General features: G+C 70.6%; 6 protein-coding genes. 5 read left to right on the top strand and 1 reads right to left on the bottom strand.

Going from position 1 to position 6,466, the window contains the following annotated elements; genetic code table 11:
• The first annotated feature begins 497 nt into the window (after positions 1 to 497).
• On the top strand, positions 498 to 1,175 hold the full coding sequence (locus tag ABZ823_RS03605) for an RNA polymerase sigma factor (protein WP_361653249.1): 678 nt from the start codon (positions 498 to 500) through the stop codon (positions 1,173 to 1,175).
• On the top strand, positions 1,175 to 2,200 hold the full coding sequence (locus tag ABZ823_RS03600) for a hypothetical protein (RefSeq protein ID WP_361653247.1): 1,026 nt from the start codon (positions 1,175 to 1,177) through the stop codon (positions 2,198 to 2,200). The genes ABZ823_RS03605 and ABZ823_RS03600 overlap by 1 nt, the downstream gene beginning before the upstream one ends.
• Before the next feature lie 203 nt (positions 2,201 to 2,403).
• On the opposite strand, the gene ABZ823_RS03595 is transcribed toward ABZ823_RS03600, so the two are convergent.
• Positions 2,404 to 3,234, bottom strand: coding sequence for a L,D-transpeptidase family protein (locus tag ABZ823_RS03595; RefSeq protein ID WP_361653245.1), 831 nt, complete (start codon positions 3,232 to 3,234; stop codon positions 2,404 to 2,406).
• A gap of 258 nt (positions 3,235 to 3,492) precedes the next feature.
• Between ABZ823_RS03595 and ABZ823_RS03590 the strand changes: the two genes are divergently transcribed.
• The 3 genes from ABZ823_RS03590 (at position 3,493) to leuE (ending at position 6,457) form a co-directional block, all read left to right on the top strand.
• Complete coding sequence (locus ABZ823_RS03590) at positions 3,493 to 5,073, top strand: methylmalonyl-CoA mutase family protein (RefSeq protein WP_361653243.1); 1,581 nt, start codon at positions 3,493 to 3,495, stop codon at positions 5,071 to 5,073.
• A gap of 91 nt (positions 5,074 to 5,164) precedes the next feature.
• Entirely contained in the window at positions 5,165 to 5,740 is a 576-nt protein-coding gene (locus ABZ823_RS03585) for a Uma2 family endonuclease (RefSeq protein WP_361653241.1), read from the top strand.
• Between the two features lie 60 nt (positions 5,741 to 5,800).
• Positions 5,801 to 6,457: a leucine efflux protein LeuE gene (gene leuE / locus ABZ823_RS03580; protein WP_361653239.1), complete on the top strand. Its 657-nt coding sequence runs from the start codon at positions 5,801 to 5,803 to the stop codon at positions 6,455 to 6,457.
• Positions 6,458 to 6,466: the final 9 nt, after the last annotated feature.

The raw sequence follows: 6,466 nt of genomic DNA, 5'->3' as shown, positions 1-6,466 counted from the left end.
AGAAGGCCGGCAAGGCGGCGAAGAAAGCGGCGAAACCCGCGAAGCCCCCGAAAGCCGCAAAGTCCCCCAAGTCGTCCAGGTCTTCCGGGCCCGACTAGCCCCGGAAGTCCCCCGGGAACCCCGCGCGCGGTATGAAGAAGTAGGGGTACGGTGCGCCGATGGCAACGACCGGGGCCGCCACCCCCCACAGGAGAGGCCCCGGCCGTCGCGCGGCACGGGCCGCGCGGCGGCCCGTACTCTCTACAGCGTCGTGGGTGCGTTTTCTGTCACACCTCGCCGCGTCACGGCTTGGTTGCGCCGCGTGCGGACATGGACGTGGAGCGGTTTCACGCCGTAACGTGCCGTTCGCGCCGACCACGGATGATCAGCAGAACAGGTGAGACCGACCGCCGCACATCACGGGCGGCCGCAGACCGCAACGAACGATGAGCGATCACGACAGCGAGAGCCCGGTCCGCGGGAGCGTGCGGGCTGAGGCGCACAGAGGGGCAGTTCGGGTGCTGGGGGACGACGCGGAGCTGACGGCCGCGGTGCTTGCGGCCCAGTCGGGGGACGAGACCGCGTTCCGGACGGTGTATCGCGCCGTGCACCCACGGCTGCTCGGATACGTGCGGACGCTGGTGGGCGACCCGGACGCCGAGGACGTCACCTCCGAGGCGTGGCTCCAGATCGCCCGCGACCTGGAGCGGTTCAGCGGCGATGCCGACCGGTTCCGCGGCTGGGCGGCCAGGATCGCCCGCAACCGCGCGCTCGACCACATACGGATGCGGGGGCGCCGCCCCGCTATCGGCGGGGACGAGACGGAACTGACCGGCAAGGCCGCCGAGTCGGACACGGCGGGGGAGGCCATGGAGGCCCTGGCCACCGGCCGCACTCTCTCCCTCATCGCCCAACTCCCTCAGGACCAGGCGGAGGCCGTGGTGCTGCGGGTGGTCGTGGGCCTCGACGCCAAGTCCGCCGCCGAGACGCTCGGCAAGCGCCCGGGGGCCGTCCGCACGGCGGCCCACCGGGGCCTCAAACGGCTCGCGGAGCTGATTGCCGACACCGGTCCGGAGGTGGATCCGGAATCGGCCGGAGGGCTCGGTGCCATGCCTCCCCAGCGGGCACCGCGCAGGCGCGCGGTGACTTCCGCCGGTGTGACGCATACGCGTTCGCGGACGCAGAGGAACATGTGATGGCCGACGAGCAGTACAGGTGGCTGGACAGTGACGCGGCGGAGCGTCTGCTGCGTGGAGAGCCGCTGGACGCCGTCGACGACGACGCCCGCGAAGGCGCCGCAACGCTTGCCGAAACCCTTGCCGCACTCGCCCCCACACTGCCGCCGACCAGCGAGGAACTGCCGGGCGAGGCCGCCGCGCTGGCCGCCTTCCGGGCCGCGCGCAGCGATGCGGAGCAGGCTCGGACGGAGCTCGGCCGGCCCGACCCCGCGCATGCCGCCCACTGGGGCGCCGACGCCGGGCTGGTCCGCCTCGGACGTTCCGCTGCAAACGGGCGGCGGGCCCGCTGGGCGCGCCCCCTGCGCTTCGGCCTGGCTGCCGTGGCCGCCGCCGGAATGATCGGCGGAGTCGCCGTCGCGGCCGGAACCGGAGTCCTGCCGACGCCCTTCGACAAGGAACCGGTACCCGCCGTGTCCGTGTCGGCCGCCACATCGCCGCGGCAGCCGCTGCTCACCCCGGCGCCCGGCACGACCGAGACCGGGGGGCCCGGTTCACCGACGCCGGAAGCCACCGCCGGACCGTCCCTACCGGGCGGTTCCCCGCACGACGAGGCGGGCGGCGTCTCCACCGCGACCCGCCCCGCCCGCCCCACCGGCGACCGCCCCGCCGGGCACACCCAGGACTGGTGGACCGGCGTGCGCTCCTCCTGCCGCGACGTGGCCGACGGCAGGGAACTGCGCGCGGACCGGCTGCGCGACCTGCGGGACGCGGCCGGCGGCAGCGGCCGGGTGAAGACTTTCTGCAAGATCGTGCTGGCCGGCGGCGAGGACCGCACGGTCAACGGCGACGAGCAGGGGTCCGGCAAGGACGGGAACGGCCCCGGCGGCGACGGCGAGGGCGGTGGCCCGGGCGGCGGTGACCAGGGCGGCGCCGGTGACGGGGAAGGCCACCACATACGGCCGGGCGGCAATGGTCTGGTTGCCGACCCGTTCGGCACTCCGCATCCCCAGGTGTCGGACCCGCTCTCGCCACACCCCGGCTGACCTGCGATTTCGTGTTTCTTTGAATTTTCTTCGATGTCGGTGTGACACTTTCGGCCGCTGAGGCGCAGTACTGAGTGAGCCGACTGGTCATCGGCCGTCGCACAGAGCCGGGGTTCCCCCCGTACCCACGGCTCGGTGCACCGGCGCGGGCGGGACACGTTCCCCCGGTCCCGCCCGCGCCCCACACTCTTCCGCCGGACCCCTCACCAGTGCACGACGACCTTGTCGCCGGTCCGCACCTGGGAGAACAGCGCCGCGATCGCCGCCTCGTCCCGTACGTTCACGCATCCGTGGGAGCCCCCGGCGTATCCCCGCGCCGCGAAGTCGTACGAGTAGTGCACCGCCTGGCCACCGCTGAAGAACATCGCGTACGGCATCGGCGCGTCGTAGAGCGTGGACACGTGGTGGCGCGACTTCCAGTAGATCCGGAACACACCCTCTCGGGTGGGGGTGTACTGCGTGCCGAACCGGACCGCCATCGTCGAGACCGTCCGTCCGTCGATCATCCAGCGCAGCGTCCGGCTCCTCTTGCTGATGCACAGCACCCGGCCCGTCATGCAGCGCGGGTCCGGCGCGGCGGCCGGCTGTCCGCCCATCAGATACAGCTCCCAGGTCTTGGGCTCATGTGTCATTCTCAGCAGCCGCTGCCAGGTGACCGGGTCGACCTCGCCCGCCCGCGGCAGCCCCCGCTTGCCCTGGAAGCCCCTCACGGCGTTCTCGGTGAGATCGTCGTACGTGCCCGTGGGGCCGTAGAAGAGCCAGTCGACCTGGCGTAGGCGGGCCTGGAGTTCGCGGACCTGAAGGCCCGAGTCCCCGCGCGCCCACGGGGCGGCGGACGAGGGCTTCGGGGCGGGAGCGGCGCCGTGGTCGCCGGGCCCGGAGGATGTGTGCGGGATCTCGATGTGCACCGGCGAACGGCGCTTGCCGTCGCCTCCGTTCGCTCCTACGGGGCCTGCCGTGCAGCCGGCGACCGCGGTGAGCAGGGCCGCCCCGGCCACTGCGGCGAACAACCGTCCGAAGCGCTCAGTACGCATGCCCGCTCCCCGTACACATGGCCACCCCTGTCGACGCACCGCTCTCCGGTGTCCCGCCGTGTCCCCGAGATGCTCCCCCTACGTGACCCCCGCCGAACCAAGGGGCATGGTTGTGAGCAAGGTCCCAGCCGACGGCTCTCCACCGGGCGCACGGCCGCCGCTACAGTCCGTGGCGAGGGCCGTCTGTACTGGCGAGTAACCGAAGCCAGGCCACCAAGCCGAGTATCGAAGCAACGAAGCAACGCGGAGGCACACACCATGGCGCGCGAGTCGGAGTCCGGACTGCCCATCGAGCCGGTGTACGGGCCGGATGCCCTTGAGGGCTGGGATCCGGCGGAGAGGCTGGGTGAGCCGGGGGCGTATCCGTTCACACGTGGCGTGTATCCGAGCATGTACACGGGCCGGCCGTGGACGATGCGTCAGTACGCGGGTTTCGGCACGGCGACGGAGTCGAACGCGCGGTACAAGCAGTTGATCGCGAACGGCACGATGGGGCTGTCGGTGGCGTTCGACCTGCCCACCCAGATGGGTCATGACTCCGATGCGCCGATCGCGCATGGTGAGGTCGGCAAGGTGGGTGTGGCGATCGACTCGGTGGATGACATGCGGGTGCTGTTCGGCGGGATTCCGCTGGACAGGGTCTCGACGTCGATGACGATCAATGCTCCGGCGGCGTTGCTGCTGCTGCTGTACCAACTGGTGGCGGAGGAGCAGGGGGTCGGTGCGGACCGGCTGACGGGCACGATCCAGAACGACGTGCTGAAGGAGTACATCGCACGTGGGACGTACATTTTCCCGCCCAAGCCGTCGCTGCGGCTGATCGCGGACATCTTCAAGTACTGCAAGGCCGAGATCCCGAAGTGGAACACGATTTCGATCTCGGGCTATCACATGGCGGAGGCGGGTGCGTCGCCGGCGCAGGAGATCGCGTTCACGCTGGCGGACGGGATCGAGTATGTGCGGACCGCGGTCGCGGCCGGGATGGACGTGGACGACTTCGCGCCGCGCCTGTCGTTCTTCTTCGTGGCGCGGACGACGATCCTGGAGGAGGTCGCCAAGTTCCGTGCGGCGCGGCGGATCTGGGCGCGGGTGATGCGGGAGGAGTTCGGGGCGAGGAATCCGAAGTCGATGATGCTGCGGTTCCACACCCAGACGGCCGGGGTGCAGCTGACGGCGCAGCAGCCGGAGGTGAATCTGGTCCGGGTCGCCGTGCAGGGGCTGGCGGCGGTGCTGGGCGGGACGCAGTCGCTGCACACGAACTCCTTCGACGAGGCGATCGCGCTGCCCACGGACAAGTCCGCGCGGCTGGCTCTGCGTACGCAGCAGGTTCTGGCGTATGAGACGGATGTGACGGCGACGGTGGATCCGTTCGCGGGTTCGTATGTGATCGAGAAGATGACGGACGAGGTGGAGGCGGCGGCGCTGGAGCTGATGGCGAAGGTCGAGGACCTGGGCGGCGCCGTCAACGCGATCGAGCACGGCTTCCAGAAGGCGGAGATCGAGCGCAACGCCTACCGCATCGCGCAGGAGACGGACGCGGGCGAGCGGGTCGTGGTGGGCGTCAACCGCTTCCAGCTGGATGAGGAGGAGCCCTACGAGCCGCTGCGCGTCGACCCCGCGATCGAGGCCCAGCAGGCCGAACGCCTGGCCAAGCTGCGCGCCGAGCGCGACCAGCAGGCCGTGGACACCGCGCTCGCGGACCTGAAGAAGGCCGCCCAGGGCGAGGACAACGTCCTCTACCCGATGAAGGACGCCCTCAAGGCCCGCGCCACCGTCGGCGAGGTCTGCAACGCCCTGCGCGAGGTCTGGGGGACCTACGTCCCCTCCGACGCCTTCTGATCTGGGCGATTCGTTCGAATGGGTGAACGGGGGCGGAGTCGGCCCGCCCCCGGTTACGCTCGTGAAGAGTGAGCCCCGAATGGAGGACGCCGTGGCTGTACTGCAACACGAGCTGACGTTGGGCGAGGCCGCCGACCTGCTCTCCCGTGCACTGCCTGGGCACCGCGTGGAGATTCTGCAGGGGAGGCTCACTGTGACACCGCCGCCGGACGGCTCGCATGCGCTGTCGTTGACGAAGCTCGGCAGGGCATTCGATCGGGCAGGGGTGGTCGAGGCGGGCCGGGAGTACGTTCAGGGCGTCGGCCTGTGGCTGCCCACGCTGCCTGAGGACTTCGCGATCCCCGACTTCTCCATCGTCGAGGAGGACTTCCGCGACGCCCACGTTACGAAGAACTGCTACGCACCCGACGTTTTCCGCCTGGTCGTCGAGGTGACGTCGTCGAACTGGTCCGACGACCTCGGCCCCAAGGTCGAGTGCTACGCCCAGGCAGGCATCCCGGCCTACCTCGTAGCGGACCGGAAGCACGACGTCGTGCTGCTCTACACCGACCCGGTCGACGGCAAGTACCCCGCCCCACAGAGCTTCAAGCGCGGCCAAAGTGTGCCCGTGCCCGAGACGGTCGGCGTTCGTGTCGAACTCTCCGTCGACACCCTCCTCGACGGCTGACCGTCTCGTCCCCCGGAACCCGGCATCGGAGTGTCGTACCCCCGTGTGACACTCCTTTCCATGTTCGGCGTCATCGATCTCCCCACCTATCTGGCAGGACTCGTCCTGATCGTGCTCCTGCCCGGGCCCAACTCCCTCTACGTCGTCTCCGTCGCCGCCCGGCGCGGTGTGCGCGCCGGCTACACCGCGGCGGCCGGGGTCTGGTGCGGGGACACCGTGCTGATGACGCTGTCCGCGGCCGGAGTCGCCTCGCTGCTCCAGGCGAACGCCGTGCTGTTCGGGATCGTGAAGTACGCCGGCGCCGGGTATCTGACGTGGCTGGCGATCGGGATGCTGCGCGCCGCGTGGGGGATGTGGCGCACCCGGCGGGAGGAGAGCGGGAAGGAGGTCCCGGCCGCGGAGGCCAAGGCAGCCGTGGAGCGGCCCTACCGGCGCGCTCTGGTGGTCAGCCTGTTCAACCCCAAGGCGATCCTCTTCTTCGTCGCCTTCTTCGTGCAGTTCGTCGACCCCGGGTACGCCTACCCGGCGCTCTCCTTCGTCGTCCTCGGCGCCTTCGCACAGCTCGCCAGCTTCCTCTACCTGACCGCGCTGATATTCAGCGGTACGCGCCTGGCGGCGGCCTTCCGCCGACGCAAGCGTCTGTCGGCGGGGGCCACCTCGGCCGCGGGGGCCCTCTTCCTGGGCTTCGCGGTGAAGCTGTCGCTGGCGAGCGCGTAGTCCTCCGGG

Origin of the sequence: Streptomyces sp. NPDC047079 (genome assembly GCF_040643755.1) — a bacterium.
Classification (GTDB): Bacteria; Actinomycetota; Actinomycetes; order Streptomycetales; family Streptomycetaceae; genus Streptomyces.
Note: the sequence above shows the minus strand (reverse complement) of the source record. Positions and strands in the feature narration are given on the sequence as shown.